This is a genomic window from Streptomyces violascens (assembly GCF_014649955.1).
Classification (GTDB): domain Bacteria; phylum Actinomycetota; class Actinomycetes; order Streptomycetales; family Streptomycetaceae; genus Streptomyces; species Streptomyces violascens.
Genome location: NZ_BMUA01000014.1, coordinates 16,431 through 41,313, shown reverse-complemented (window position 1 = coordinate 41,313; position 24,883 = coordinate 16,431). Strand labels below are relative to the sequence as shown.

General features: G+C 70.8%; 21 protein-coding genes. 14 read left to right on the top strand and 7 right to left on the bottom strand.

The annotated features are described in order from the left end of the window. Window positions 1-252: 252 nt before the first annotated feature. The 4 genes from IE206_RS25120 to IE206_RS25105 are packed head-to-tail and all read left to right on the top strand — an operon-like array spanning window position 253 to window position 4,794. Complete coding sequence (locus tag IE206_RS25120) at window positions 253-1,101, top strand: M24 family metallopeptidase (RefSeq protein ID WP_189965778.1); 849 nt, start codon at window positions 253-255, stop codon at window positions 1,099-1,101. An 11-nt stretch (window positions 1,102-1,112) separates the two neighbouring features. Continuing rightward, window positions 1,113-2,873, top strand: a complete 1,761-nt coding sequence (locus tag IE206_RS25115; RefSeq protein ID WP_189966025.1) for an SDR family oxidoreductase — start codon at window positions 1,113-1,115, stop codon at window positions 2,871-2,873. Next, window positions 2,870-3,802 carry a metal-dependent hydrolase gene (locus IE206_RS25110; RefSeq protein WP_189965776.1) on the top strand — a complete coding sequence of 311 codons (933 nt, stop codon included), beginning with the start codon at window positions 2,870-2,872 and terminating at the stop codon, window positions 3,800-3,802. The genes IE206_RS25115 and IE206_RS25110 overlap by 4 nt, the downstream gene beginning before the upstream one ends. A gap of 5 nt (window positions 3,803-3,807) precedes the next feature. Next, the gene (locus IE206_RS25105) at window positions 3,808-4,794 is read left to right on the top strand and encodes a MerR family transcriptional regulator (protein ID WP_373300979.1); all 987 of its coding nucleotides are present in this window, start codon (window positions 3,808-3,810) and stop codon (window positions 4,792-4,794) included. Window positions 4,795-4,942: 148 nt separating this feature from the next. On the opposite strand, the gene IE206_RS25100 is transcribed toward IE206_RS25105, so the two are convergent. Together IE206_RS25100 and IE206_RS25095 are read right to left on the bottom strand one after the other, a co-directional pair. Next, window positions 4,943-6,307: a carotenoid oxygenase family protein gene (locus tag IE206_RS25100; protein WP_189965774.1), complete on the bottom strand. Its 1,365-nt coding sequence runs from the start codon at window positions 6,305-6,307 to the stop codon at window positions 4,943-4,945. A 2-nt stretch (window positions 6,308-6,309) separates the two neighbouring features. Further along, the gene (locus IE206_RS25095; RefSeq protein WP_189965772.1) at window positions 6,310-6,867 is read right to left on the bottom strand and encodes a hypothetical protein; all 558 of its coding nucleotides are present in this window, start codon (window positions 6,865-6,867) and stop codon (window positions 6,310-6,312) included. A 113-nt stretch (window positions 6,868-6,980) separates the two neighbouring features. Between IE206_RS25095 and IE206_RS25090 the strand changes: the two genes are divergently transcribed. The 6 genes from IE206_RS25090 (at window position 6,981) to IE206_RS25065 (ending at window position 11,079) form a co-directional block, all read left to right on the top strand. Continuing rightward, window positions 6,981-7,496 (top strand): PadR family transcriptional regulator, encoded by a 516-nt coding sequence (locus IE206_RS25090; protein ID WP_189965770.1) that lies wholly within the window; start codon window positions 6,981-6,983, stop codon window positions 7,494-7,496. 77 nt (window positions 7,497-7,573) lie between these two features. Beyond that, the gene (locus tag IE206_RS25085) at window positions 7,574-8,164 is read left to right on the top strand and encodes an RNA 2'-phosphotransferase (RefSeq protein ID WP_189965768.1); all 591 of its coding nucleotides are present in this window, start codon (window positions 7,574-7,576) and stop codon (window positions 8,162-8,164) included. Window positions 8,165-8,446: 282 nt separating this feature from the next. Further along, complete coding sequence (locus IE206_RS25080; RefSeq protein ID WP_189965766.1) at window positions 8,447-8,761, top strand: alpha-maltose-1-phosphate synthase; 315 nt, start codon at window positions 8,447-8,449, stop codon at window positions 8,759-8,761. 34 nt (window positions 8,762-8,795) lie between these two features. Then, window positions 8,796-9,149 carry a response regulator transcription factor gene (locus IE206_RS25075; RefSeq protein WP_226598984.1) on the top strand — a complete coding sequence of 118 codons (354 nt, stop codon included), beginning with the start codon at window positions 8,796-8,798 and terminating at the stop codon, window positions 9,147-9,149. Window positions 9,150-9,235: 86 nt separating this feature from the next. Further along, window positions 9,236-10,147 (top strand): LLM class flavin-dependent oxidoreductase, encoded by a 912-nt coding sequence (locus IE206_RS25070; protein ID WP_189965762.1) that lies wholly within the window; start codon window positions 9,236-9,238, stop codon window positions 10,145-10,147. A gap of 44 nt (window positions 10,148-10,191) precedes the next feature. Further along, entirely contained in the window at window positions 10,192-11,079 is an 888-nt protein-coding gene (locus tag IE206_RS25065) for a Cof-type HAD-IIB family hydrolase (protein WP_189966021.1), read from the top strand. 102 nt (window positions 11,080-11,181) lie between these two features. Here the strand turns inward: IE206_RS25065 and IE206_RS25060 are convergent, their stop codons facing one another. From IE206_RS25060 to IE206_RS25045, 4 genes are all read right to left on the bottom strand, one after another. Next, window positions 11,182-12,939: a GAF domain-containing sensor histidine kinase gene (locus tag IE206_RS25060; RefSeq protein ID WP_189965759.1), complete on the bottom strand. Its 1,758-nt coding sequence runs from the start codon at window positions 12,937-12,939 to the stop codon at window positions 11,182-11,184. 19 nt (window positions 12,940-12,958) lie between these two features. Beyond that, window positions 12,959-16,480 carry a thiol reductant ABC exporter subunit CydD gene (gene cydD / locus IE206_RS25055; RefSeq protein WP_226598986.1) on the bottom strand — a complete coding sequence of 1,174 codons (3,522 nt, stop codon included), beginning with the start codon at window positions 16,478-16,480 and terminating at the stop codon, window positions 12,959-12,961. Window positions 16,481-16,564: 84 nt separating this feature from the next. Then, the gene (cydB, locus tag IE206_RS25050) at window positions 16,565-17,566 is read right to left on the bottom strand and encodes a cytochrome d ubiquinol oxidase subunit II (RefSeq protein ID WP_189965757.1); all 1,002 of its coding nucleotides are present in this window, start codon (window positions 17,564-17,566) and stop codon (window positions 16,565-16,567) included. 18 nt (window positions 17,567-17,584) lie between these two features. Continuing rightward, window positions 17,585-19,093: a cytochrome ubiquinol oxidase subunit I gene (locus IE206_RS25045; protein ID WP_189965756.1), complete on the bottom strand. Its 1,509-nt coding sequence runs from the start codon at window positions 19,091-19,093 to the stop codon at window positions 17,585-17,587. Window positions 19,094-19,323: 230 nt separating this feature from the next. On the opposite strand from IE206_RS25045, the gene IE206_RS25040 reads away from it, so the two are divergent. After that, a complete protein-coding gene (locus tag IE206_RS25040; protein ID WP_189965755.1) occupies window positions 19,324-19,704 on the top strand; it encodes a cyclophilin-like fold protein in 381 nt (126 codons plus the stop codon). Between the two features lie 69 nt (window positions 19,705-19,773). Here IE206_RS25040 and hisC read toward each other — a convergent pair whose 3' ends face one another. Next, window positions 19,774-20,853, bottom strand: a complete 1,080-nt coding sequence (gene hisC, locus IE206_RS25035) for a histidinol-phosphate transaminase (RefSeq protein WP_189965754.1) — start codon at window positions 20,851-20,853, stop codon at window positions 19,774-19,776. Between the two features lie 408 nt (window positions 20,854-21,261). Between hisC and IE206_RS25030 the strand changes: the two genes are divergently transcribed. The 3 genes from IE206_RS25030 (at window position 21,262) to IE206_RS25020 (ending at window position 24,820) form a co-directional block, all read left to right on the top strand. Then, complete coding sequence (locus tag IE206_RS25030; protein WP_189965753.1) at window positions 21,262-22,392, top strand: LacI family DNA-binding transcriptional regulator; 1,131 nt, start codon at window positions 21,262-21,264, stop codon at window positions 22,390-22,392. Window positions 22,393-22,646: 254 nt separating this feature from the next. Then, on the top strand, window positions 22,647-23,801 hold the full coding sequence (locus IE206_RS25025) for a metallophosphoesterase (protein ID WP_189965752.1): 1,155 nt from the start codon (window positions 22,647-22,649) through the stop codon (window positions 23,799-23,801). 173 nt (window positions 23,802-23,974) lie between these two features. Then, window positions 23,975-24,820: a hypothetical protein gene (locus IE206_RS25020; protein WP_189965750.1), complete on the top strand. Its 846-nt coding sequence runs from the start codon at window positions 23,975-23,977 to the stop codon at window positions 24,818-24,820. Window positions 24,821-24,883: the final 63 nt, after the last annotated feature.

Below are 24,883 nucleotides of genomic sequence, written 5' to 3'. Positions count from 1 at the left end.
CGTCATCGACGGTAGTGGCGCAGGCCACACGAATCGTCAGCCCAGACGGCTGGATCCATGTCCGACTCCAGAGGTACGGGCCCGTAGGGGAACCCGTACGTGAGGCTGATGGGGTCGCTGCCGCGAGGGACGGAGTTGTCCACAACCGGCCCGTTGTCCACAGCCTTGCGCAGGACCCTTGACGCAGCCGCCGGGCATTGTCACATTCATCAGTGTCAAGTTACGCACGCGTAGGGCGACAGGGGTGGACGGATGCCATCGGCACTGAAGGCTGAACCCGACACGCGGCTGCGCGGGTTCAGGGAAGTACAGAGCCTCGCGTACGAGTGCGCGGAAGCGGTGGCCGCGCAGCTCAAGCCGGGGGTGACCGAGCGGGAGGCCGCGCGGATGCAGCGGGACTGGCTGCGCGAGCGGGGCGTGCGGGACTGGTTCCACCTGCCCTTCGCCTGGTTCGGCGACCGCACGGCGTTCGTGCACTTCCGCATCCCGCTGCAGTTCTTCCCCACCAACCGGCGCCTGGAGGCGGGGATGCCCTTCATCCTCGACATGGCCCCGGTCTACAAGGGCTTCACCGCGGACATCGGCTACTCGGGCTGCCTCGGGCTGAACCCGGTGCACAACCGGCTGCTCGCCGACCTGGAGGCGCATCGCGAGCTGATCCTGCGCGAGGTGCGCGAGAAACGGCCGCTGCGCGAGATCTACGAGGACGTGGACCGGCTCATGGTCCGCCAGGGCTACGCCAACCGGCACCGCGCCTATCCGTTCGGCGTGATCGCTCACAAGATCGACCGGGTGAAGGAGCGCCGCTGGTCGCCGAACGTGTTCGGGTTCGGCACCCAGGCGCTGAAGGGCCTGGCGAGCGACGCGGTGCACGGCCACCGGGACGGCTGGTCACCGCTGTGGTCCCCCTACAAGTTCTCCGACCACCCGCCGCGGCCGGGGCTGTGGGCGGTCGAGCCGCACCTCGGCTTCCGGGGTACGGGCGCGAAGTTCGAGGAGATCCTGGTCGTCACCGACTCCAGGGACCCGGAGCAGAGCGCGTTCTGGCTGGACGACGACCTGCCGCATGTGCGGCGCTGGGCCGAGGAGAAGGCGGCGTGAGCGTGACGAGCGTGGACATCGAGGGAGCGCGCGAGCGCTGGGTGCGGACCGGCGGCGTGGAGCTGTGCGTGGCGGAACTGGGCGACGAGTCCCAGCCGACCGTGCTCCTGGTGCACGGCTACCCGGACAGCAAGGAGGTGTGGTCCGAGGTCGCCGAGCGGCTGGCCGAGCGCTTCCACGTGGTGCTGTACGACGTCCGCGGGCACGGCCGCTCCACGGCGCCGGCCCCGCTGCGCGGCGGGTTCACGCTGGAGAAGCTTACGGACGACTTCCTGGCGGTCGCGGACGCGGTGAGCCCGGACCGGCCGGTCCATCTGGTCGGCCACGACTGGGGTTCGGTGCAGGGCTGGGAATTCGCGACCGTCGAGCGCACCGAGGGCCGCATAGCGTCCTTCACCTCGATGTCCGGTCCCTCGCTCGACCACTTCGGGCACTGGATCAAGAACCGGATGAGCCGCCCCACCCCGCGCAAGGTGGGCCAGCTGCTCGGCCAGGGCGCCAAGTCCTGGTACGTGTACATGCTGCACACCCCTGTCCTGCCCGAGCTGGCCTGGCGCGGGCCGCTCGGCAAGCGCTGGCCCAAGATGCTCCAGCGCCTGGAGAACGTGCCCGCCGACGGCTACCCCACGGCCTCCCTCGCGCAGGACGCGGCGCACGGCGCCTGGCTCTACCGGGACAACGTCCGCGCCCGGCTGCGCCGCCCGCGCCCCGACGCGTACGCCCATGTGCCCGTCCAGCTGATCACGCCGCTCGACGACGCGTTCCTGTCGCCGAAGCTGTACGCCGAACTGGAGCACTGGGCACCCCGGCTGATCCGCCGCACCCTCCCCGCCAAGCACTGGATTCCGCGCACCCGGCCGGACCAACTGGCCGCCTGGATCAGCGAGTTCGTGCGCGCCAACGAGGACGGCACACCGGCCAGGGACACCGTCGCGACCGGCCCGTACGCCGACCGGTTCGGCGGCCAGCTGGTGCTGGTCACGGGGGCGGCGAGCGGTATCGGCCGGGCCACGGCCTTCGCGTTCGCCGAGGCCGGGGCGCGGATCGTCGCCGTGGACCGGGATGCCGAGGGGGCGGCGCGGACCGCGGAGATGTCCCGGCTGATCGGCGCGCCCGAGGCCTGGGGCGAGGCCGTCGACGTCAGCGACGAGCAGGCGATGGAGAAGCTCGCCGAGAAGGTCGCCACCGAGTACGGCGTCGTCGACGTCCTGGTCAACAACGCCGGGATCGGGCTCTCGGGCTCATTCTTCGACACCACGGCAGAGGACTGGAAGAAGGTCCTCGACGTCAATCTGTGGGGCGTCATCCACGGCTGCCGCATCTTCGGCAAGCAGATGGCCGAGCGCGGCCAGGGCGGCCACATCGTCAACACCGCGTCCGCCGCCGCCTATCAGCCGTCCCGGGCGCTGCCCGCGTACAGCACGTCGAAGGCCGCGGTGCTGATGCTCAGCGAGTGCCTGCGTGCCGAACTGGCGGGTCAGGGAATCGGAGTCTCGGCGATCTGCCCGGGCCTCATCAACACCAACATCACCTCGACCACGCACTTCGCCGGGACGGACGCCAAGGAGGAGAAGCGCCTCCAGAAGAAGACCTCCCGCCTGTACGGGCTGCGCAACTTCCCGCCGGAGAAGGTCGCTTCGGCGATCCTGCGCGCCGTGGTGAAGAACCAGGCCGTGGTGCCGGTGACGCCCGAGGCACGGGGCGCGCACCTCATGTCCCGCTTCACACCGAGGATGCTGCGCGCGATCGCCCGATTGGAGCCGCCGCTGTGAGTACGGAGCGCCGAGAAGGCACGAAGAGCGAGGAGCACTACCGGATAGCCCCGCGCCGGGTCTCGTTCGACTGGGACGGGACACCGCTGCACTGGATACCGGACGAGCCCACCGCCACCCACGTCATCAATGTGCTGCACCTGCTGCTCCCGGCGGGCGAGCGCTGGTTCGTGAAGGTGTTCAAGGAAGCCCTGCCGCTGGTCGACGACCCGGTGCTACTCAAGGACGTCAAGGGGTTCATGGGCCAGGAGGCCACCCACAGCGTCCAACACGCGTATGTACTGGACCACTTGGCGCATCAGCGGCTCGGCACCGAGGCCTACACCCGGCACGTCGACTTCCTCTTCGAGAAGCTGCTCGGCGAGGCGCCGCCGTTCGGGGCGCCGATACCGACCCAGGAGTGGCTGCGCTTCCGGCTCTCGCTGATCGCCGCGATCGAGCAGTTCACGGCGGTCCTCGGCAACTGGGTGCTGCACGCCGAGGGCCTGGACCGGGCCGGCGCGGACCCGGTCATGCTCGATCTGCTGCGCTGGCACGGCGCGGAGGAGGTCGAGCACCGGGCGGTGGCCTTCGACATGTACCAGCACTGCGGCGGCACGGGCCTGCCCCGCTACGCCCGCCGCGTCGAGGGCATGGCGGTCGTCGCCCCGGTGCTGCTGTGGCTGTGGGTGTGGGGCGCCTCCTATCTGATGCGGCACGACCCCCGGCTCGCGGGCCGGATGCGCTACTCGCTGCGTGAGCACAACCGGGCCGTACGCCGCGGTCTGCTGCCCACCTGGAAGGAGCTGGGCTCGGCCATACCCCGCTACTTCCGCCGGTCGTACCATCCCTCGCAGGAGGGCTCCCTGCGCAAGGCCGTCGAATACCTCGCGACCTCGCCGGCGGCCCGAGCGGCGGCGGGCGCGGCGGGCCGCGCCGCCCTGGGGTAGAGGGAGTGGGTTTGTCCGGGCAGTCAGCACTTCAGCAGGTGGCGCCGGCGGCGACGCCGGCCGAGTACCGGATCGAGGACCTGGCGCACGCCAGCGGCGCCACGGTCCGCACCATCCGCGCCTACCAGGACCGGGGCCTGCTCCCCCGGCCCGAGCGGCGCGGCCGGTCCAATGTGTACGGCGACACCCACCTGGCCCGGCTGCACCAGATCGCCGACCTCCTCGACCGCGGCTACACCCTGGCCTCCATCAAGGAACTCCTGGAGGCCTGGGACGCCGGGCGGGGGCTCGGCGGCGTGCTCGGCCTGGTCGCCGAGGTCAGCGGGCCCTGGACGGACGAGGAGGCCGCCCGGATCTCCCGCGCCGATCTCGACGAGACGTTCGGCGGCAACCCCGACGACAAGGCCGTCGCCGAAGCGGTGGAGCTCGGCATCCTGGTGCGTATCCCGGACAACGACGCCGAGTTCCTCGTTCCCAGCCCCCAAGAGCTGGCGGTGGCCGCCGAGTTGCATGCCGCCGGGGTGCCGCTCGACGCCATCTCGGGGCATCTGCGCGAGCTGCGCGGTCAGGTCGAACACATCGCGGCCCGCTTCCTCGACTTCACCACGGAACACGTCTTCGCCCGCTACCTGGGCCACCACCCCCCGACCGACACCGAGGCAGCCGAGGCGGCCGATCTGGTGCGCCGCCTGCGCCCGCTGGCCCAGCAGACCGTGGATGCCGAACTGGCCCGCGCGATGCGCCTGTTCGCGACCCGCCACCTCCAGAAGCACCTGGGCACCCCGGCCGCCACTCCCGTCACCCCGGACCCCGGCCCGGTGCCTCTCCCCGCCGAGACGGTCAGGGCGGTTCAGGACCTGGTGGGCCCCGACAATGTCGCCGCGTTCATCACAGCTGCCACCGAACGAGAGGTACAGGCTCGCGCCATGGATGCCCTGTCCCTCTCAACACGGCATAGGGACCGACCATCCACACCACCAAATAGCCCATAGGGGAACTTATTTACTCAAAGCTCCTTTATAGGGCTTGACTTGTCCACAGCGCTGTCAAATTGCCTGTGGATAACGCGACTTCGCTGTGGAACAAACCCAACTGGGGTCCTCAATAAGGTGATTGCGGTCACTCCTTGCTCGATTCCGGTCACCGATCGGCGAGCCAGTTGCCGTGGAAGCCGAACGGCACGCGCTGCGGAAGATGGACCGTCGCGACCGGCGGTGCCGCGAGGTCGTCCGCGTCCAGGACGACGAGATCACTGGCGTCCCTGGCGGCGTCGTACACATAGCTGAGCAGCCACCCCGGCCCGCCCGGCCGGTCGTCCGCCGGGGCGAACGCCGCCTCCGCCGGAGCCCGCCCCGCCCCGAAGTCGTGCCGTGCCACCGCCCCCGTCCTCAGGTCGTACCGGAGCAGTGCCCCCGATACCGGCCCCGAGGACGGCGTCCGCGCCACCGTGACGTGCCCGAACCCGGCATCGAGCCCGGCCAGCCGGTCGTCGATCCGGGGGAACTCGCACGCCTGGTCGTCGAGCTGCTCCTCCCCGGCCACGCCCGTCGCCAGGTCCAGCGTCCACTTCCACAGGGTGGCCCCGCGCGCCCCCAGCCGCTCGTACCGCACGACGTGCAGCACGATCCGCTCCCCGCGCCCGGCGCCGTCACCCGGCTCGTCGTACGCGTTCAGCGCGTGGAAGACGTAGCAGGGGTCGACCGTCAGCCACCGCACCTCTCCGTACGGGTCGTCCCTGCGCAGCACGCCGAGCCGCGCCCCGTACTCCGCGTCCCAGCGGTAGGGCAGCCCGCCGCCGGGCCGCATCGCCGTCTCCGGGTCGAAGACGGCGGGCAGATCCATGAACACCACATGGGAGGCGGTGAGGTGGAAATCGTGCATCATCGTCGCCCCCGGCACCTCCACCGGCCGGCTCACCACCAACGCACCCTTGGCGTCGGCCCGGTGGTAGGTGAGATGGGGCGGCTCGGCCGTCCCGTATCCGAAGAAATGCAGCTCTCCGGTGGCCGGGCAGGTCTTGGGGTGGGCGGTCATCGCGGTGCTGAGGCGGCCGCCGAAGTCGTACGCGCCCAGCGTCTCCAGCTCGTGCCCGGGCCGGCAGTCCAGTTCGTACGGGAAGGACGACTCAACCAGGGCCAGGGTGCGGCCGGCGTGGCGGACCACATGGGTGTTGGCGGACCCGGCGGTGAAGTCGGTGTTGCCCTGCCGGTCGTGCACCCGGGCCCCGTCGGTGAAGGTCGACGTACGCACCCAGCGGTTGCGGTAGGCGCGAGCCCTGCCGCCTTCGAGCCGGACGCCGTGCACCATTCCGTCGCCGAAGAACCAGTGGGCGGAGGCGGCGTCCTGCGGGTTGGGCCCGTTGCGGACGTACCAGCCGGTCAGCTCGGGCGGTATGGAGCCGGTCACTTCCAGCTCGTGCGTGGTCAGCTCCTCGGCGACCGGGGCGAAGTTGCCCGCGAGGTGCGGGGCCGGCGGGGTCGCTGCGGCGGTGGGCGTGGCGGTCATCGTCAGGCGCCCTTCTGGACGGCGGCGCGGCGGGCGCGCTCCGGGTACTGGGCCGTGATCACGGCCGGGACGGCGAAGCCGGCGACCTGCACGGCTATCGAAGCGGCGCTGCCCAGCGACTCGGCGTCGATGACGGCGAGGGCGGTTGCGGTCAGGGTGAAGGCGAGGGCCCACACCGAGGTGAGCACCACGTTGATCCGGACGAACACCGGGTGGGTCCACACCTCGCGCGGCGCCTGGCGCTTGGCTATCCCGGTGGTGAAGGGCCTGCGGACGGCCAGCGTGGCCCAGGCCGTCAGCGCCAGCCAGCCGGTGGCCAGCGCGCCGCCGTAGTCACGCAGCCCGCTGTCGGGAGCGGCGAAGGCGATGACGCTCAGCACGGCGAAGAAGGCGATCGTGGACTGCTCCAGGATCAGGGAATCGGCGGACACCCCGCGCTTGCGGTCCATCGCGAAGAGATAGGCGCCGGCGGCGAGGGCGGCGAGCGCGCCCCACTGCCAGTGCGCGCTGCCGACGGCGGCGAAGACGATCCACGGGATGAATCCGCGCAGGTAGTTCATGGGAGTCCCCTCTGTTCCGAGCTCTGCGGCCCGGCTCCACATTCCAACTTCGACATGTCGAATATAGAGGTTGCTACTTTGACGTGTCAAGAGTGGAATGTAGAGTGGAACGCATGAGCCTCCGCCATGCAGTCCTGGGCCTCCTCACCAACCGTCCGGCCAGCGGGTACGACCTGATGAAGCTGTTCGAGACGTCGCTCGCCCACGTCTGGTCGGCGACCCAGAGCCAGGTCTACGGAGAGCTGGGCAAGCTCGCCGACGGCGGCCTGGTCGAGGTGTCCGCAGAGGGGCCGCGCGGTCGCAAGGAGTACGCGATCACCGAGTCGGGAAGATCCGAACTGCACCGCTGGCTCACGGAGGTTGAGCCGGTCCGCACCCGCCGCAGCGACTCCCTGCTCCGCGTCTTCTTCCTCGGCGAACTCACCCGCGTCGAGGCGAAGGCCTACCTCCTTACCGAGGCCGAGCGTTCGGCCCAGCAGCTCGCGGGCCTCAAGGAGGCGGAGTCGGCCATCGACTGGGGCGACGACCCGATCTCGGTGCACGGCAGGCTCGCCCTGGAGTACGGCAAGCGGCTCAGCGCGATGCACGAGGAGTGGGCCCGGTGGGCGGCGGAGCAGCTGGCTCCCTGACTCCCTGTCTCCCGACGGGGCCCGCCACCAAGGGAATGGGGATGCCGGGACCCCCTCCGGCCCGGCACCCTGGCGCCATGACGGAAACCCCGCCGGAGCCGCCGCGCGACAGCCAGCGGCCGCTCCCCGACGACAGACGCACCGTCAAGGTGTCCAAATACCTCTCGAAGCACCTGCGCCATCAGCCCGAGCGGATCGGTCTCGTCCTCGACCCGAACGGCTGGGTGGAGATCGACGTGCTGCTGCGGGCCGCCGCCGCGCACCGCTTCCCCATCACCCGTGCCGAGCTCGACCACGTCGTCGCCACCAACGACAAGCGGCGTTTCGCCGTGGAGGGCGGCCGGATCCGGGCCAGCCAGGGCCACACCGTGGCCGTGGACCTCGGCCTGCCGCCCGCCGAACCGCCCGCGTACCTCTACCACGGCACCGTGGCCCGCAACCTGGACGCGATCCGCGCCGAGGGTCTGCGCCCCATGGACCGGCAGCACGTGCACCTCTCGCCCGACCGCGAGACCGCCACCCGGGTCGGCGCCCGCCGCGGCCGACCGGTGGTCCTGAGCGTGGACGCCGGCGCCATGCACCGGGCCGGCCACGTCTTCCACGTCAGCGCCAACGGCGTCTGGCTCACGGATTCCGTACCGCCGGAGTATCTGCGGCTGCCGGGCTGAGCGGTACCGCCGGGCGCCGACGACAGCAGCCGGGTCCGCTCCCGCGGGAGCCCGCGCGCCAAGCGGCGGCAACGGCACTCCCGGGCAGCGCATCCACCCCGCCCACACCCGTACACCCGCCCCACCGCGCCCCCTCCTGTCCTAGCGTCGCCCGTGGGAGCCCTCTCCCCGTGCCGTCCGGGCCCGCCACAGGCGCCGGGAACGCCCCTGCAGGGGTGCCCGGCGGAGCCCGTGAGGTGCCGGACTGCGGTCGTGACAACCGCTCGACATCAGGGAGTACGGATGAGTTCGCTCGCTTCTCAGAACGCCGCGACGGAGGGGAACAGGCTGGGTGTCGACCTCCTCACCAAGGAGTTCCCGCCCGAGGTGTACGGCGGCGCGGGAGTGCACGCCGGGGAGCTCGCCAAGGCGCTGCGGGCCCTGGTCGATCTGCGGGTGCGCTGCTTCGGGGAGCCGCGGAACGAGTCAGGAGTGACGGCGTACCGGGAGCCGGGGCTCGCGGCGGGGGCCAACGCGGCGCTGCGCACGCTCGGCGTCAACGTGGAGATGGCGGCCCGAACGGCCGGAACGGATCTGGTGCACAGCCACACCTGGTGATCACGCAATGCTGAAACTTGAAGGGGGAGCAAATGTGCAGAGAAACGGACATGCACGTACCGGCCTTCCTGCGCCGCGGCCGACGGCGCACGCGGACCGGGGATTCGACGCAGCTCCGGAAACAAGGCTCTCACCGGGGCGGGCGGGCCGGGGCATCACCGAGTACCAGGCCCGTCCGCCCCTGCTCACCGAGGAGACGCGCCACGCGGTGCTGGGCCTGATGGTCGCGGGCCACACAGACGCCGCGATAGCCAAGCGGCTCGGAATGAGCACCCGTACGGTCTCGACCCACATCAAGAAGCCCTCCGAGCTGTTCAACAGCCACAGCCGGGCCCAGCTCGCCTACCTGCTCGCCCAGTCGGGAATCCTGGAGGACATCCCCGCCTGACCGCGGTCCCGGCCACCCCTCACTCCGGGCCGGGCCTCAGCTGCCCACGGCTGCCGGCCGCACCCGCCCGCCGTAAGCTCTGAGACATGAGTCTGCGCCTGAGCACCGTGATCCTGCCGGAACGCCGTTGGTCCGAAGGGGGCCGCGAACGGTGGCGCCACGCGGAGACACTGGGCTTCCACACGGCGTACACATACGACCACCTCTCCTGGCGCACCTTCCGCGACGGCCCCTGGTTCGGCGCGGTCCCCACGCTGACCGCGGCTGCCGCCGCCACCGAGAAGCTGCGTCTGGGCACGCTCGTCACCTCCCCGAACTTCCGGCACCCGGTGACCCTGGCCAAGGACCTCATCTCGCTCGACGACATCTCCGGCGGACGGATCACCCTGGGCATCGGCGCGGGCGGCAACGGCTTCGACGCCTCGACGCTGCTCAGGGGCGACGAGGAGCCCTGGACGCCGCGCGAACGGGCGGACCGGTTCGGGGAGTTCGTGTCGCTGCTCGACCTCCTGCTCACCGAGGACTCGGTCTCGCACGAGGGAACGTTCTACTCCGCGAACGAGGCCCGCAACATCCCCGGCTGTGTGCAGCGGCCGAGGCTGCCGTTCGCGGTGGCCGCAACCGGACCGCGCGGCATGAAGCTGGCCGCCCGCCACGGGCAGGCGTGGGTGACCACGGGTGACCCCAGGATTTTCGAGAACGGCACGCCCGCCGAATCGCGCGCGGCGATCCGGGACCAGATCGAAAAGCTCGGCAAGGCCTGCGCGGAGCTGGGCCGTGAGGTGGCCGACCTGGACAAGATCCTCCTCACCGGCTTCACGCCGGACCGCAACCAGCCCCTGGACTCCCTCGACGCCTTCGTGGACTTCGCGGGCAGGCACGCGGAACTCGGCATCACCGAGATCGTCCTCCACTTCCCGATCCCCGACTCGGACTTCGCCACCGACCAGGCCGTCTTCGAGAAGATCGCCACCGAGGCACTCGCCCAGCTCCGCTGACCGTCCTCTCAGATGTGCGCCTACTCGCACGCCCGTGCGCCTGTATACGGGACAATGGGCCGGTGACCTCTGCTACGGATCCCGCTCCGGCCACCCGCCCCGTACCGACCGCGCCGCGGCTCATCGCGACCGACCTGGACGGCACCCTGCTGCGTGACGACAAGTCCGTGTCGGACCGTACGATCGCGGCCCTGGCCGCCACCGAGGAGGCGGGCATCGAGGTCTTCTTCGTCACCGGGCGCCCGGCCCGCTGGATGGACGTCGTCAGCGCCCATGTGCACGGCCACGGCCTGGCCATCTGCGGCAACGGCGCGGCCGTCGTCGATCTGCACGGCGACAGCGACGGCCACCGCTTCGTGAAGGTGCGGCCGCTGGAGCGGGGGGCCGCCCTCGACGTCGTCACCCTGCTGAGGGCGGCCGTGCCCGGCACGTCCTTCGCGGTCGAGCGCACCCGCGGCTTCCACCACGAACTCGCCTATCCGCCGATGCACCTGGACCCGGCGGCGAGCATCGCACCCGCCGAGAAGCTGCTGGCCGAGGACTCCGACGCGGCGGGTCAGCCGGTGCTCAAGGTGCTCGCGTTCCATCCCGAACTGGCCCCGGACGACTTCCTCGCGCTGGCCCGCACGGCGGTCGGGGCGCGCGCCGAGATCACCCGGTCCAGCCCGACCGCACTCCTGGAGATCAGCGGCGCGGGCGTCTCGAAGGCCTCCACGCTGGCCCTGTGCTGCGCCGAGCGCGGCATCTCGCCCGCCGAGGTGGTGGCTTTCGGGGACATGCCGAACGACATGGAGATGCTGAGCTGGGCCGGCACGTCGTACGCCATGGGCAACGCCCACCCCGACGTCCTGGCCACCGCCTCCGGACGTACGGTCGCCAACAACGAGGACGGCGTGGCGGTCGTGATCGAGCAGATCCTCAAGACGCTCTGAGGGACTCCGGGTACGAGCCGGACCGGCACGGAAGGTGTGGTTTCACGTGAAACACCCACCGGCTGCCCGACGATCCGGCCCTGCCCGGCCGGCCCCGGCTGATCAGAGCGGCGCTTCCCAGACGACGGTGGTGCCGCCCCCGCCGTCGCCGAGCCCCGGGCCGTACGAGCTCGATCCGCCCAGCGCCTCCGCACGCCGCTGAAGGTTGCGCAGTCCGCTGCGGCGGCCGCCCGGGGGGATCCCGACCCCGTTGTCCGCGACGGTCAGGCGCACCCCCGCGCTGCCGTCCGGCAGTTGCGCCGTGGCGTCGACGACGACCTCGATCCGGGACGCCTCGGCGTGCCGGAAGGCGTTCGAGAGCGCCTCGCGCAGCGCCGCGATCAGGTTCTTGCCGGTCAGCTCGCCGACCAGGGTGTCGACGGCGCCGAGGAAGCGGTGGGCCGGCTTGAAGCCGAGCGGCACGGCGGCCATGTTGATCTCCCGCAGGACGCGCGTGCGCAGCCCGGAGGGCGCCTCGGCCGGGCCCTGCTGGAGCGCGAAGATCGCGGTGCGGATCTCCTGGATGGTGACGTCGAGTTCGTCGACCGCCTTGCCGATGCCGCCCTGCACCTCAGGCACGACGGACTTGCGCTGGGCACCCTCCAGCATCATCCCGGTGGCGAAGAGGCGCTGGATGACCAGGTCGTGCAGGTCGCGGGCGATCCGGTCGCGGTCCTCGTACACCGCGAGCCGCTCCCGGTCCCGCTGGGCCTCGGCCATCATCAGGGCGAGCGCGGCCTGCGAGGCGAACTGGCTGGCCAGCGTCCGTTCCGCCTCGGTAAAGGCGCGCCCGCCGCGCACCCGGGGGGTGGCGAGAGCGCCGAGGACCCGGCCGCCGCTCTGCAACGGAAGCAGCATGCTCGGCCCGTACAGCTCCGACAGCTTGGTGATCATCCGGGGGTCGGTGGCCGCGTCGTCCACGAAGACCGCCTCGCCTTCGAGCAGCGTCGAGACGACCGGGCTCTCGGGCGGGATCACCACGCCGAGCGAGACGCGCGGGTTGTCGGCGGAGACCGCGACGATCTCCAGGCCGCCCTCGTCGGCGGGCAGCAGCACTATGCCGGCGTCGGAGATGGCGAGGTGGCGGGCCTGTTCGGCGACGACCTCCAGGGCGTCGTCCGCGTCGCCGCCCGAGAGGAGGGCCGTGGTGACGGCGACCGAACCGTCGATCCAGCGCTCACGCTGGCGCGCCGCCTCGTAGAGCCGCGCGTTGCCGATGGCGATCCCGGCCTCCGTGGCGAGGACCCGCACCATGTGCAGGTCGTAGTCGTTGAACTCGCCCCCGTTGTGCTTCTCGGTCAGGTAGAGATTGCCGAAGATCTCGCCCTGGACGCGGATGGGGACGCCGAGGAAGGTGCGCATCGGCGGATGGTTCGGGGGGAGTCCGGCCGAGCGCGGATCGGCCGAGATCTCGGCGAGCCGCAGCGGCTCGGGGTGGTGGATCAGCCAGCCGAGCAGCCCGCGGTGGCCGTCGGGCCGGCGCCCGATCGCGCGGGCCACTTCGTCGCTGACGCCGTACGTCACGAAATCCGAGAGCCCTCGGCCCTCCTCGTTGACGACGCCGATGGCCGCGTACCGGGCGCCGGCGAGCTCGGCCGCCGTCTCGCAGATCCGGTCCAGCGTGGAGTGCAGCTCAAGGCCCGTCCCCACCGAGCGCATCGCCTCCAGGAGCTGCGGCACCCGCGCGGTCAGCTCGGTGGACAGGCCCTGCAGGCTGCGCGTGGCCCGGGTCGCCGCTTCGAGCGGATCCTGGCCCTGGTGGTCCAGGTCCTTGACGTCCTGGTGACCCGTGGGTCTCTTCGGCACTGGCGGCACTGGCATGCCTTGAGACTAGTTAGTCCTATTTGGCGGGGAAAGTCGGGTACTGCGTGGCCTCGGTCTCGCGCTCCCTCTCCAGCATGCGCCGCAGGGGGCCGTCCACCAGCGCCAGATCCTCGTATGCGCCGCGCTGCACGGTCCGTCCCTCGTCGAGCACGACCACTTCGTCGACGGCTTCGAGGCCCCGCAACCGGTGCGTGATCAGCACGGTCGTACGGCCTTCGGTGGCATCGAGCAGGTCCGCGGTGAGCGCGTCGGCGGTCGCCAGGTCCAGGTGCTCGGCCGGTTCGTCAAGGACGAGGACCGGGAAGTCGGCGAGCAGGGCCCGGGCCAGGGCGAGCCGTTGGCGCTGTCCGCCGGACAGCCGGGCGCCGTGCTCACCCACGAGGGTGTCGAGGCCGTCGGGCAGCCCGTCGACCCAGTCCAGCAGCCGGGCCCGCTCCAGGGCGGCGCGCAGATCGTCGTCGGTGGCGTCGGTGCGGGCGAGCCGCAGGTTCTCCCGCACCGAGCTGTCGAAGAGGTGCGCGTCCTGGGCGCAGAGGCCCACGAGCCTGCGCACGTCGTCGCCGCTGTGCCGGATCGCATCGCTCCCGGCGATCTCGTACGCGCCCTCCTTGGCGTCCAGGAACCGGAGCAGCACCTGCGCGAGGGTGGTCTTGCCGGATCCGGAGGTGCCGACGACGGCGACCCGCATGCCCTGGGTGAGGCGCAGCCCGAAGTCGTGCAACGCGTCCCGCTCCTGCCCGGCGTACCGGGCGCCGATCCCGCGCAGCTCCAGCGGGAACGGCGAGCGTGGCGCGGCGGCGGGCGCCTCCGGCTCCTGTACGGGGGCGGGCGCGTCGAGCACCTCGTAGACGCGCTCGGCGCTGCGCCGGACCCGCTGGCGGGACTGCACGGCGAGCGGCAGCCCGGTCACGGCCTCGAAGGCGGCGAGCGGAACCAGCACGACCACCGCGAGCTCGACCCCGTCGAGGCGCCCGGCGACGACCGCCTGCACGCCGACCAGCGCGGCGGCGGCCACGGTGAGTCCGCAGGTCAGCGCCGAGAGCCCGCCCCCGAGCGCGGTGGCGGCGGCGCCTCGCGCGGAGATCCTGGTCAGTACCGAGTCGGCGTCCTTCACATCGCCGGTGCGGCGGCCGAGGGCTCCCGCCACGGTCAGTTCGCCGGTTCCGGTGAGCAGATCGGCCACCCGGGTGGCGAGCACCCCGCGGGCCGGGGCGAGCCGGCGCTCGGCCCGCCCCGCCAGGGCCCCGCTGACGACCGGGACCACGACCCCGGCGACGAGGAGTCCGGCGGCGAGCACGGCACCCGCTTCGGGAAGCAGCCACGCGGTGAACCCGGCGCTCAGCACGGACACGACAACGGCGACTCCGGCCGGCAGAGCCCAGCGCAGCCAGTAGTCCTGGAGTTCGTCCACATCGGCGACGAGGCGGGACAGCAGGTCGCCGCGCCGGGTCTCGCGCAGTCCGGCGGGGGCGATCCGCTCCAGCTGCCGGTACACGGCGACCCGCAGTTCGGCGAGCATCCGCAGCACGGCGTCGTGCGAGACGAGGCGCTCGGCGTAGCGGAACACGGCGCGGCCGATGCCGAAGGCGCGGGTCGCGGTGACGGCCACCATCAGATAGAGCACGGGCGGCTGTTGCGAGGCTCGCGAAATGAGCCAGCCGGAGGTGGCCATGAGGCCCACGGCCGAGCCGAGCGCCAGCGCGCCGAGCAGCAGCGCGAGCGTGATGCGGCCGCGCAGCCCACGGGCGGCGGAACGGACCCGGGCGAGCGGATTCCGGGCAGCGGCCGGGGTTCCTGGCGTGGCCGCCTCCAAGCCATCGACAGGCGCCGCCACCTTGCCGGTTGGGGCCGCAGCCGTCTCTCGCCGGACCGGGACGGGGGACGGCGTTTCGGCGGGCCGCAGCTCCACCACCCGGTCCGCGACGGCGAGCAGCGCCGGGCGGTGCACGACGAGCAGGACCGTGCGGCCCACCGCCAGCCGACGCACCGCATCCACGATGCCGGCCTCGGTCTCGCCGTCGAGCGCGGCCGTCGGCTCGTCGAGCAGCAGCACCGGCCGGTCGGCCAGGAAGGCACGGGCCAGCGCGAGGCGTTGGCGCTGTCCGGCCGAGAGGCCCGCGCCGCCCTCGCCCAGAACCGTGGCCATGCCGTTCGGCAGCGCGGCCACGAAGTCGTGCGCCCCCGCATCCCGCAGCGCGTCGAGCACGTCCGCGTCATCTGCGTCCGGGCGGGCGAGGCGGACGTTCTCCGCGATCGTCCCGGCGAAGAGGTGCGGCCGCTGCGGCACCCAGGCGATCCGCTCGCGCCAGTCGGCCAGGGACAGCGTGGCGAGATCGGCGCCGGAGACCAGGACCCGGCCGCCGTCCCGCGGATTCACGAAGCCGAGCACCGCGTTGAGGAGCGTGGACTTCCCGACGCCGCTCGGCCCGGTCAGCGCCACGGTCTCGCCCGGCTCCACCACCAGGGAGGTGGGCGCCAAGGAGGGTTCCGTGCGCCCGGGGTGGCGCACCGTCACGCCGTCGAGTTCGATGCGGACCGGACCCGCGGGCACCTTGTCCTTGCCGTCCTCGGGCAGCGGGGTCTCCAGGACCTCGAAGATCTCCTCCGCGGCCGAGAGTCCCTCCGCCGCCGCGTGGTACTGCGCGCCGACCTGGCGCAGCGGCAGATAGGCCTCGGGGGCCAGGACCAGGATGACCAGACCCGTGTAGAGATCGAGGTCGCCGTGGACCAGACGCATGCCGATGCCGACCGCGACCAGCGCCACCGAGATCGTCGCGAGCAGTTCGAGGGCGAAGGACGAGATGAAGGCGATCCGCAGGGTCTTCAGCGTCGCCCTGCGGTAGTCCGAGGTGATCGTCCTGATCGACTCGGCCTGTGCCTTGGCCCGGCCGAACACCTTCAGCGTCGGCAGCCCGGCGACCACGTCGAGGAAGTGCCCCGAAAGCCGGGACAGCAGCCGCCACTGACGGTCCATCTGCGACTGGGTGGCCCAGCCGATGAGCACCATGAACAGCGGGATGAGGGGCAGGGTGACGACGATGGTCGCCGCCGACACCCAGTCCTCCGTGACGATCCGCGCGAGCACCGCCACCGGCACCACGATGGCGAGACCGAGTTGTGGCAGGTAACGCGCGAAGTAGTCGTCGAGGGCGTCGACCCCACGGGTGGCGAGCGCGACGAGCGACCCCGTGCGCTGACCGCTGAGCCACTCGGGGCCGAGCCCGGCGGCCCGCTCCAGGAGCCGGCCCCGCAGCTCCGACTTGACCGCCGCGCTCGCCCTGTTGGCGGCGAGTTCGGTGAGCCAGGAGACCAGAGCCCGCCCGACCGCGACCGCCGCGAGGAACAGCAGCGGTGTCCTCAGCCCGGCCGCGTCCTGGCCGTGCTGGAACGCCCCTACGACGACGTCGGCGATGAGCATCGCCTGGGCGACGATCAGCCCCGCCCCGACCAGGCCGAGGGCCACCACCGCCGCCAGGAAGAAGCGGGTGGCGCGGGCGTACCGGAGCAGACGCGGATCGATCGGTTTCACGTGAAACATCCCCCAACCGGAAGGATCAGAGCGGGGCCGGAGGGGTGTGTTTCACGTGAAACACACCCCCGTTGAACCATGAGGACCTCAGGGTCAGTGCGCGTCGGCGATGTTCTTGGTGCCGATCCGCTTGCGGAACACCCAGTACGTCCAGCCCTGGTAGAGCATCACGATCGGGGTCGCGACCCCCGCACACCAGGTCATGATCTTCAGCGTGTACGGGCTGGACGAGGCGTTGGTGACCGTGAGGTTCCAGGCGTCGTTCAGCGACGACGGCATGACGTTCGGGAAGAGCGTCAGGAAGAGCATCGCCACCGCGGCCGCGATCGTGATGCCCGACAGCGCGAACGACCATCCTTCGCGCCCGACCTTGATGGCCACGACCGCCCCGACCAGCGCGAGTACGGCGACGGCCATCGCGACCAGGCTCTTCGTGTCACCGCGCGAGGCCTGGGTCCAGATCAGGAAGCCGAGCGCGAGCACGGCTGTCGCCAGACCCAGCTTGAGCGCCAGCGCCCTCGACCGCTCGCGGATGTCACCGAGCGTCTTGAGCGAGGCGAACACCGCGCCGTGGAAGGTGAAGAGGAAGAGCGTGACCAGGCCGCCCAGGATCGCGTACGGGTTGAGCAGGTCCCAGAAGGTGCCCACGTACTCCATGTGCGCGTCGATCTTCACCCCGCGCACGATGTTGGCGAAGGCCACGCCCCAGAGGAACGCCGGGATAAGCGAGGTCCAGAAGATGGCCTGCTCCCAGTTGCGCTGCCACTTCTCCTCCGGCCTCTTCGCCCGGTATTCGAAGGCGACACCGCGGACGATCAGGCAGACCAGGATGATCAGCAGCGGCAGATAGAAGCCCGAGAAGAGCGTCGCGTACCACTCGGGGAAGGCGGCGAAGGTCGCGCCGCCGGCCGTGAGCAGCCACACCTCGTTGCCGTCCCAGACGGGTCCGATGGTGTTGATCAGGACGCGCTTCTCGGTGCGGTCCCTGGCCAGCAGCTTGGTCAGAATGCCGATCCCGAAGTCGAATCCCTCCAGGAAGAAGTAGCCGATCCACAGGACGGCGATGAGTACGAACCAGACGTCGTGGAGTTCCATGCCTCGATCTCCTCAGCCTCAGTACGAGAAGGCCATCGGCCGGTCGGGGTCGCGGTCGTCCCCGCCGATCTTGGTGGGCGGGTTGAGGTCGGCCTCGGTGAGCTCGGGCGGCCCGGCCTTGACGTACTTGACGAGCAGCTTGACCTCGACCACCGCGAGTACGGCGTACAGCAGCGTGAAGACGATCATCGAGGTGAGGACCTCGCCCTGCGAGACGCTGGGGGAGACCGCGTCCTTGGTGCGCAGCACGCCGTACACGACCCAGGGCTGGCGGCCCATCTCGGTGAAAATCCAGCCCCACGAGTTGGCGATCAACGGGAAGCCGAGCGTCCAGACGGCGGCGAACCAGTACCACTTGGTCAGTCGGGTGCCGAGTGCCCTGCTCTTGAAGAGCACCAGGTTCGGCACTTCGTCCTCACCGGTCCGCATCGCCGGCGCCAGCATGAACTTCTTGCGGGTGAGCCAGAGTCCGGCCAAGCCGATGGCGAAGGACGTCATGCCGAAGCCGATCATCCAGCGGAAGCCCCAGAAGGTGACCGGGATGTTGGGCCGGTAGTCGCCGGGCCCGAACTTCTCCTGCTCCGACTTGTTCACGTCGTTGATGCCGGGGACGTACGAGGAGAAGTTGTTGTCGGCGAGGAAGGACAGTATTCCGGGCACCGAGATCTCGACGTCGTTGTGGCCCTTGGCCACGTCGCCGACGGCGAAGATCGAGAACGGTGCGGAGTTCTGGCCGTCCCACAGGGCCTCGGCGGCAGCCATCTTCATCGGCTGCTGCTTGAACATGACCTTGCCGAGCGAGTCTCCGCTGACGGCCGTGAGCAGCCCTCCTATCACCAGCGTGACCAGGCCGAGCCGCAGCGACGTACGCATCACCGGGATGTGCTTCTTGCGGCGCAGGTGGATGGCGGCGACGCCGACCATGAACGCGCCACCGGTGAGGAAGGCCGCGGTCAGCGTGTGGAAGACGACGACGAGCGTGGTGTCCTGCGTCAGGACGTGCCAGAAGTCGGTGAGCTCGGCGCGCCCGGTGGCCTTGTTGAGCTTGTAGCCGACCGGGTGCTGCATCCAGGAGTTGGCCGCCAGGATGAAGTAGGCGGACAACATGGTGCCGATGGAGACCATCCAGATGCAGGCGCAGTGGATCTTCTTCGGCAGCTTGTCCCAGCCGAAGATCCACAGCCCGATGAAGGTCGACTCGAAGAAGAAGGCGATGAGCGCTTCGAAGGCCAGCGGGGCACCGAAGACGTCGCCGACGAACCTTGAGTAGTCGGACCAGTTCATGCCGAACTGGAATTCCTGGACGATGCCCGTGACCACACCCATCGCGATGTTGATCAGGAAGAGCTTGCCCCAGAACTTGGTCGCCTTGAGGTACTTCTCCTTCCCCGTTCGCACCCAGGCGGTCTCCAGGCCCGCGACAAGCGCCGCGAGCGAGATCGTCAGGGGGACGAAGAGGAAGTGGTAGACGGTGGTGATACCGAACTGCCATCGCGCCAGGGTTTCCGGCGCCAGAGCCAGGTCCACGTCGGCACTCTCCTTACATCGCCGTGGTCACAGCCTCAGCCTGCCCGTTTAATCCCACCGATTCCAGGATGAAGCGGGCGAGCTTGTGAACGCGTTCACATTCACAAGCATTATGTCGCACGGGCTGTCGACACCCTTCAGGGGGGTCCCCTTAAGGCGGGGCGGGTTCTGCCGAGCGGACATGGACACCCCCTTCCCAAGGCTTTCAACATATTGTTGAATTCGGCGCCATGGAGAACCAGCTGCGCATTCGCATCTCATGGCCCGCGGGCAGCCTCACCGCGACGCTCGAAGAAACCCCCACGAGCAAGGCGCTCGCGGGGGCACTCCCGATCGTCTCCACCGCCCACACCTGGGGGGAGGAGGTCTACTTCGACACCCCCGTCTCCCCCGCCCGGGAGGCGGATGCCCGCCAGGTGGTGGAGCCGGGGACGGTGGCGTTCTGGACCGACGGCGACGCGCTCGCGCTCCCCTACGGCCCCACGCCGATCTCGCGCGGCGACGAATGCCGGCTCGCGAGCCCGTGCAACGTCCTCGGCCGCATCGACGGCGACCCCCGGCTGCTCGCCACGGTCCGCTCCGGCGACCCGATCCGGGTCGACGCCGTCTAAACGCTTGCCGGGAGGCCCTTCGGGGCGCCTTCCCCGGCACCCCTCCGAGCCGTCCTGAGGGGAGACGCCTCAGGCCTGCTTGCGGAAGCCCTCCGCGACCTTGAGGAACAGGTCGTTGGCCTCGCTCTCGCCGATCGTGACGCGCACGCCCTCGCCCGCGAACGGCCGGACCACCACGCCCGCCGCCTCGCACGCCGCGGCGAAGTCCACCGTGCGCTCCCCAAGACGCAGCCAGACGAAGTTCGCCTGCGTCTCGGGCACGGTCCAGCCCTGCTGCACCAGGCCCTCGTACACGCGCTGCCGCTCGCAGACCAACGAGCCCACGCGGCCCATCAGTTCGTCCTCGGCGCGCAGCGAGGCGACCGCCGCGTCCTGGGCCAGTTGGCTGACGCCGAACGGCACGGCCGTCTTGCGCAGCGCCGCCGCGACCGGCTCATGGGCCACCGCGAAGCCGACCCGCAGCCCGGCGAGCCCGTACGCCTTGGAGAAGGTGCGCAGCACGGCCACGTTCGGCCGGTCGCGGTAGATCTCGATCCCGTCCGGCACCTCGGTGTCGCGGATGAACTCCCGGTACGCCTCGTCGAGCACCACCAGGACATCGGAGGGCACCCGGTCCAGGAACCGCTCCAGCTCGGCCCGGCGCACCACGGTGCCGGTCGGGTTGTTCGGGTTGCAGACGAAGATCAGCCGGGTCCGTTCGGTGATCGCCTCGGCCATCGCGTCAAGGTCGTGCACGTCGCCGGGGGTCAGCGGCACTCGGACGGACGTGGCTCCACTGATCTGGGTGATGATCGGGTACGCCTCGAAGGAGCGCCAGGCATACATGACCTCGTCACCGGGGCCGGAGGTGGACTGGATCAGCGACTGGGCCACGCCCACCGAGCCCGTGCCGGTGGCCAGGTGCGTCAGGGGAACCCCGAAGCGCTCGGCCAGCTCGTTCATCAATCCGGTGCACGCCATGTCCGGATAGCGGTTGATGTTCCCCGCGGCCGCCATCGCGCTCTCCATCACGCCGGGGAGCGGCGGGTACGGGTTCTCGTTCGAGGAGAGCTTGTAGGCGACCGGGCCGTCGGACGCCGCGGGCTTGCCGGGCTTGTAGGTGGGGATGCCGTCCAGCTCGGCGCGCAGCTTGGGGCTCGTCTCGCTCACCGCAGGTCCTCCTCGACCGTTCCGTGCCGGTGTGGTGCCCGCCGCGGCGGACAGCTCCGTACACATCCAATACTCCTCACCTTATGAGGATTCGGCTCCCCTGCGAATAGCGGACGGGGAGCGGTTCCCGGCGGGCGTACGGGAAGGGGGGAGCGCTCCCGTTCCGTCCGCGCGCCGGTGGCCCGCGCCGTGGCGCGCATCACCCGTGAAGGTGAGTTGAGACCTCTTCGAGACATCGGACAGTTGTCAGCCGCTCACGGGTCGACAAGCGCCACCACAACGCCTGATCGCCCAACTCCCTTGCATAGCAAGGCCACTGACGCTTTTCGATCATGCAGAAACGTGCCTGTCAACGCGTGCATATGCACCCGGGCCAACCGCCCGTCATCGCCCTACTATCGGCTCGCCATGACAGCAGCAGGGAAGCACCAGGTGAGCCGGTCGACCGGTCGCCGGCTGGGGCGGGCGGGCATTCGGGACGTGGCCGCCGCCGCCGGTGTCTCCATCACGACCGTCTCCGACGCGCTCAACGGCAAGGGCCGGCTCCCCGACGCCACCCGCCGCCACGTCCGCGAGGTCGCAGACCGGCTGGGCTACCGCCCATCCGCAGCGGCCCGCACGCTCCGTACCGGAAAGTCGGGCCTCATCGGCCTGACCGTCACGACCTACGGGGATGAACCTTTCACCTTCACCGAATTCGCGTATTTCGCCGAGATGGCCAGAGCCGCGACTTCGGCCGCGCTGGCCCGCGGGTACGCCCTCGTCATCCTGCCCGCCACCTCACGCCGCAGTCCGGCGGACGTCTGGTCGAACGTCGCCCTCGACGGCACCGTCGTCATCGACCCCTCCGACCAGGACCCCGTCGTCACCGAACTCGTACGCCAGGGCCTTCCGGTCGTCTCCGACGGCCGCCCGGCGGGCTCCCTGCCCGTCACGGCCTGGGTGGACAACGACCACGAGGCCGCCGTACTCAGCCTGCTCGACCATCTCGCCGCCGCCGGCGCCCGCCGGATCGGCCTGCTCACCGGAACCACCACCGACACCTACACCCGGCTGTCCACCGAGGCCTATCTGACCTGGTGCCAACGCGTCGGCCAGGACCCGGTGTACGAGTCCTACCCGGCGCACGACCCGTGTGCGGGCGCCGTCGCAGCCGACCGGCTGCTCGCCCGCCCGGACCGGCCCGACGCCGTGTACGGACTCTTCGACCCCAACGGCACCGACCTGCTCGCGGCCGCGCGGCGCTACGGACTGCGAGTACCCGAGGACCTGCTCCTCGTGTGCTGCAGCGAGTCCACCGTGTACGCCACCACCGAACCGCCCATCACCACCCTCTCGCTCAAACCGCGGCGCATCGGCACGGCCGTCGTCCAGCTCCTCATCGACGCGATCGAAGGAATCGACAACGGTCACCCGATCGAGCAGGTGATACCGACCGAACTGATCGTGCGGACCTCGTCCCAGCGGCGCCCGCCGCGCACCACGGTCAGCCCGCCCCGCTCACCGGCCAAGGACCAGACCGGCCCCAACAAGGAGTGAACTCCCGGCCGGGCGAAACTTCCCGGCCGGTTCACGTTGGACTCAAGATCGTCCAAGCGGCAGAATCAGCCTGCCCCTGATCACCACATTGGGGACATAAACCCCCGCGAACACCGCTCGCACCCGGATTGACCACCCCTGGTGCGTCACACAGCATGAGGCGCATTCCTATGATGGGCGCACGACACCACGGATCCCCGCCCGACCTGGCGGCTCCCACGGTGTACGGCGGTGCGACGGTGGTGGAGGGGTCGATGACTCAGGGGGCCGGTCAGGGACCCGTGCGGACGGAGACGTTGCGTGACTTCCGGGTGCCGCCGTACGCGCAACAGACCCCCGTGCCACCGCCCGAGGAACCTCCCGCGCGTCCGGAGCCGGTGGTGCAGGTCTTCCGCCCGGAGTCGCCCGTCGGCCACCCGGAAGCACCTGCGCCCTTCGCGTCCGCTCCGGAGCCTGGCGCGACCACCTATTCGGACGACGAGCCCCCCGAGGGCTACACGCCGACCGCACGCGACCTCCCGGTGATCCACCGGGGGGACACCGTGAAGCTGCCGACGGTCGAACCCGTCGCCCCCGAGGTGCCCGAGGGCCCCGGCCCGCTGTACGTCGTCGGCGACGTCCACGGCTACCTCGACGAACTGCTGGCCGCCCTGCGCGAGCAGCGCCTCATCGACGAGTCCGGCAACTGGGCCGCGGGCACCGCCCGCCTCTGGTTCCTCGGCGACTTCACCGACCGGGGCCCCGACGGCATCGGCGTCATCGACCTGGTCATGCGGCTCTCCGCCGAGGCCGCGGCCGCCGGCGGCTACTGCAAGGCCCTCATGGGCAACCACGAGCTGCTCCTCATCGGCGCCAAGCGGTTCGCGGACACCCCGGTCAACTCCGGCGCGGGCACCGCCACCTTCCAGGCCGCCTGGCTGCTCAACGGCGGCCAGAAGGCCGACATGGACCGGCTCCAGGACGTACACCTGCAGTGGATGTCCCGACTCGATGCCATCGAGCACGAGGACGACCACCTCCTCATGCACTCCGACACGACCGCCTATCTGGATTACGGCGACTCGATCGAGGCGGTCAACGACACCGTCCACGCCATCCTCAACCGCAACGACGCCGACGAGTGCTGGGACCTGTTCCGCAAGTTCACCAAGCGCTTCGCCTTCCGCGACGAATCGGGCCCGCAGGCCGCCCGCGAGCTGCTCTCGGCGTACGGCGGGCAGCGGATCGTGCACGGCCACAGCCCGATTCCGTATCTGCTCGGCGAGGTCGGGACGGAGGACGGCGAGGAGGATTCGCGCCCCGTGGTCGAAGGTCCGCACGTGTACGCCGACGGTCTTGCCATCGCCATGGACGGCGGTGTGACCATGGCCGGAAAACTGCTGGTCCAGCAGCTTCCGTTGCATGACTGACGGTTGACCGGGAAGGCGTTCTGCAAAGCGCCGGGTATGCCATTTCCGGAAACACCCTGTCACCCCGTGCCGTAGCGGCTCTACCATCGGGTTATCCGTAGCAGGCTCTCCTCCGTTTCCGCCCAACTGCCCGTTCACCAGGCGGGCTTCCCGGCCCTACGGAGCATCGGGGGATGCACATGAACAGCGCTCCGCACCTGCTCGCCGAGGACCGCCCGGAGTTCGAGCGGATTCTCGACGAGGCACTGCGCACCGCGCATGAACGGCCCGAGCTGTCCGGTATCGGCGACCGCCTCAACGCCGTGCAACTGCGCACCATGGTGCTCGCCGCCGGTACGTTCGTCACCGAGCGGGCCGCCGCCGAGTACGAGAACTACGTCCGGGCGCGCGAAGAGCTGCGCTCACCCTCCACAACCGTCGCGCGCGATTCCGTCCTCGCCGCCGCCGAGGAGGTGAGCCTGGAGCCCTCGGGCGCGGGCATCGGCGCGGTCGTGGCCGTGCTCGCCCCGGTGCTCGCGGGGACCGCCGCCGCGATCTTCCTCCTGGTCGGCTACATCCTGAAGATGCTCAACCCGGTGCCGGCCTTCGCCGACACCATGCTGACGGCGGGCTGGTTCTTCGGCGCGCTGACCGCCGCCGCGATACTCGCCGCCGCCGTCGGACTGCTGATCACCGCGGTACGCAACGGCGCCACCCAGGTCGTGGCCATCGACGAGGACAGTGAGGCGGACGCCCCCGACGAGCGCACCCAGGAGTTCGCCCGGGCCCGCGAGGCCTGGCGCCACGCCCTGCTCGAACGCGGCATCTACCCGTTCCTGCGCGACGCCCTTGCCGACCCGAGCGTCGATCCCGGCGCCCCGGCCCCGCGCCGCCCGATCGGCCGCATCCCCACTCTCGGCTACGACCGCCCGGGCTTCGACAGCCCCGACGAGGGCCGCTCCCCCACCAACCACCCCAGCTTCACCAGCCCGGACTTCACCAGCCCCGACTTCGGGGGGCCGGAGCACCAGCCGGACTGAACCGGCGGGTGCGGCGCCGCACCCGGGAGCGGACTGCTCCCGGGGCAGCGCGAGGACCGCACG

Coding starts and splice junctions, on each gene's coding strand:
- IE206_RS25060 (WP_189965759.1), bottom strand. CDS start 12,939: ATGCCAGTGCCGCCAGTGCCGAAGAGACCCACGGGTCACCAGGACGTC.
- IE206_RS25030 (WP_189965753.1), top strand. CDS start 21,262: ATGACAGCAGCAGGGAAGCACCAGGTGAGCCGGTCGACCGGTCGCCGG.
- IE206_RS25120 (WP_189965778.1), top strand. CDS start 253: ATGCCATCGGCACTGAAGGCTGAACCCGACACGCGGCTGCGCGGGTTC.
- cydB (WP_189965757.1), bottom strand. CDS start 17,566: ATGGAACTCCACGACGTCTGGTTCGTACTCATCGCCGTCCTGTGGATC.
- IE206_RS25040 (WP_189965755.1), top strand. CDS start 19,324: ATGGAGAACCAGCTGCGCATTCGCATCTCATGGCCCGCGGGCAGCCTC.
- IE206_RS25095 (WP_189965772.1), bottom strand. CDS start 6,867: ATGAACTACCTGCGCGGATTCATCCCGTGGATCGTCTTCGCCGCCGTC.
- IE206_RS25025 (WP_189965752.1), top strand. CDS start 22,647: ATGACTCAGGGGGCCGGTCAGGGACCCGTGCGGACGGAGACGTTGCGT.
- IE206_RS25085 (WP_189965768.1), top strand. CDS start 7,574: ATGACGGAAACCCCGCCGGAGCCGCCGCGCGACAGCCAGCGGCCGCTC.
- IE206_RS25020 (WP_189965750.1), top strand. CDS start 23,975: ATGCACATGAACAGCGCTCCGCACCTGCTCGCCGAGGACCGCCCGGAG.
- IE206_RS25090 (WP_189965770.1), top strand. CDS start 6,981: ATGAGCCTCCGCCATGCAGTCCTGGGCCTCCTCACCAACCGTCCGGCC.
- IE206_RS25070 (WP_189965762.1), top strand. CDS start 9,236: ATGAGTCTGCGCCTGAGCACCGTGATCCTGCCGGAACGCCGTTGGTCC.
- IE206_RS25100 (WP_189965774.1), bottom strand. CDS start 6,307: ATGACCGCCACGCCCACCGCCGCAGCGACCCCGCCGGCCCCGCACCTC.
- cydD (WP_226598986.1), bottom strand. CDS start 16,480: ATGTTTCACGTGAAACCGATCGATCCGCGTCTGCTCCGGTACGCCCGC.
- IE206_RS25080 (WP_189965766.1), top strand. CDS start 8,447: ATGAGTTCGCTCGCTTCTCAGAACGCCGCGACGGAGGGGAACAGGCTG.